Genomic DNA, 1,776 nt, shown 5'->3' on the forward strand with positions numbered 1-1,776 from the left:
TTTGGTAAAGGTTATCAACTTGTGCTTAACGACACCAAACACCTTGGGTGTTGTATGGTTAAGTCTCACGGGCAATTAGTACGGGTTAGCTCAACGCATTACTACGCTTCCACATCCCGCCTATCAACGTTGTCGTCTTCAACAACCCTTCAGAGCACTCAAAGTGCTAGTGAGAGCTTATCTTGAGGCTCGCTTCCCGCTTAGATGCTTTCAGCGGTTATCGATTCCGAACGTAGCTACCGGGCAGTGCCATTGGCATGACAACCCGAACACCAGCGGTTCGTCCACTCCGGTCCTCTCGTACTAGGAGCAGCCCCTCTCAACTCTCAAACGCCCACGGCAGATAGGGACCGAACTGTCTCACGACGTTCTAAACCCAGCTCGCGTACCACTTTAAATGGCGAACAGCCATACCCTTGGGACCGACTTCAGCCCCAGGATGTGATGAGCCGACATCGAGGTGCCAAACACCGCCGTCGATATGAACTCTTGGGCGGTATCAGCCTGTTATCCCCGGAGTACCTTTTATCCGTTGAGCGATGGCCCTTCCATTCAGAACCACCGGATCACTATGACCTACTTTCGTATCTGCTCGACGTGTCTGTCTCGCAGTTAAGCTGGCTTATGCCATTACACTAACCGTACGATGTCCGACCGTACTTAGCCAACCTTCGTGCTCCTCCGTTACTCTTTGGGAGGAGACCGCCCCAGTCAAACTACCCACCAGGCACTGTCCTCAATCCCGATAAGGGACCTAAGTTAGAACATCAAACATACAAGGGTGGTATTTCAAGGATGGCTCCACACCAACTAGCGCCAGTGCTTCAAAGCCTCCCACCTATCCTACACATGTAGGTTCAATGTTCAGTGCCAAGCTGTAGTAAAGGTTCACGGGGTCTTTCCGTCTAGCCGCGGGTACACAGCATCTTCACTGCGATTTCAATTTCACTGAGTCTCGGGTGGAGACAGCGTGGCCATGGTTACACCATTCGTGCAGGTCGGAACTTACCCGACAAGGAATTTCGCTACCTTAGGACCGTTATAGTTACGGCCGCCGTTTACCGGGGCTTCGATCAAGAGCTTCGCCTAAGCTAACCCCATCAATTAACCTTCCGGCACCGGGCAGGTGTCACACCCTATACGTCCTCTTTCGAGTTAGCAGAGTGCTGTGTTTTTAATAAACAGTCCCAGCCACCTGGTCACTGCGACCGCCAACAGCTTACGACGCAAAGTCTTCACCGTCAGCGGCGTACCTTCTCCCGAAGTTACGGTACTATTTTGCCTAGTTCCTTCACCCGAGTTCTCTCAAGCGCCTTAGTATTCTCTACCTGACCACCTGTGTCGGTTTCGGGTACGGTCGATGTCTATCTGAAGCTTAGAGGCTTTTCCCGGAAGCATGGCACCAACAGCTTCGCACCCTTAGGTGCTCGTCTCGTGTCTCGGCCTTAAGATGGTCCGGATTTTCCTAAACCATCAGCCTACGCACTTTCACCAGGACTACCAACGCCTGGCCTGCCTAGCCTTCTCCGTCCCCCCATCGCAATATACATCGGTACAGGAATATTAACCTGTTTCCCATCGACTACGCGTTTCCGCCTCGCCTTAGGGGCCGACTTACCCTACCCTGATTAGCATGGGATAGGAAACCTTGGTCTTCCGGCGTGCGGGTTTTTCACCCGCATTATCGTTACTCATGTCAGCATTCGCACTTCTGATACGTCCAGCATGCTTCTCAACACACCTTCATCCGCTTACAGAACGCTCCCCTACCCAGCG

1 rRNA gene (only partly in view) is annotated in these 1,776 nt (G+C 52.5%); it reads right to left on the minus strand.

The features are described 5' to 3' along the window. Positions 1-54: 54 nt before the first annotated feature. A 23S ribosomal RNA gene (locus DEU29_RS13650) occupies positions 55-1,776 on the minus strand; it runs 1,251 nt beyond the window's last position.

The organism is Idiomarina aquatica, from assembly GCF_004362895.1.
Taxonomy (GTDB): Bacteria; Pseudomonadota; Gammaproteobacteria; order Enterobacterales; family Alteromonadaceae; genus Idiomarina.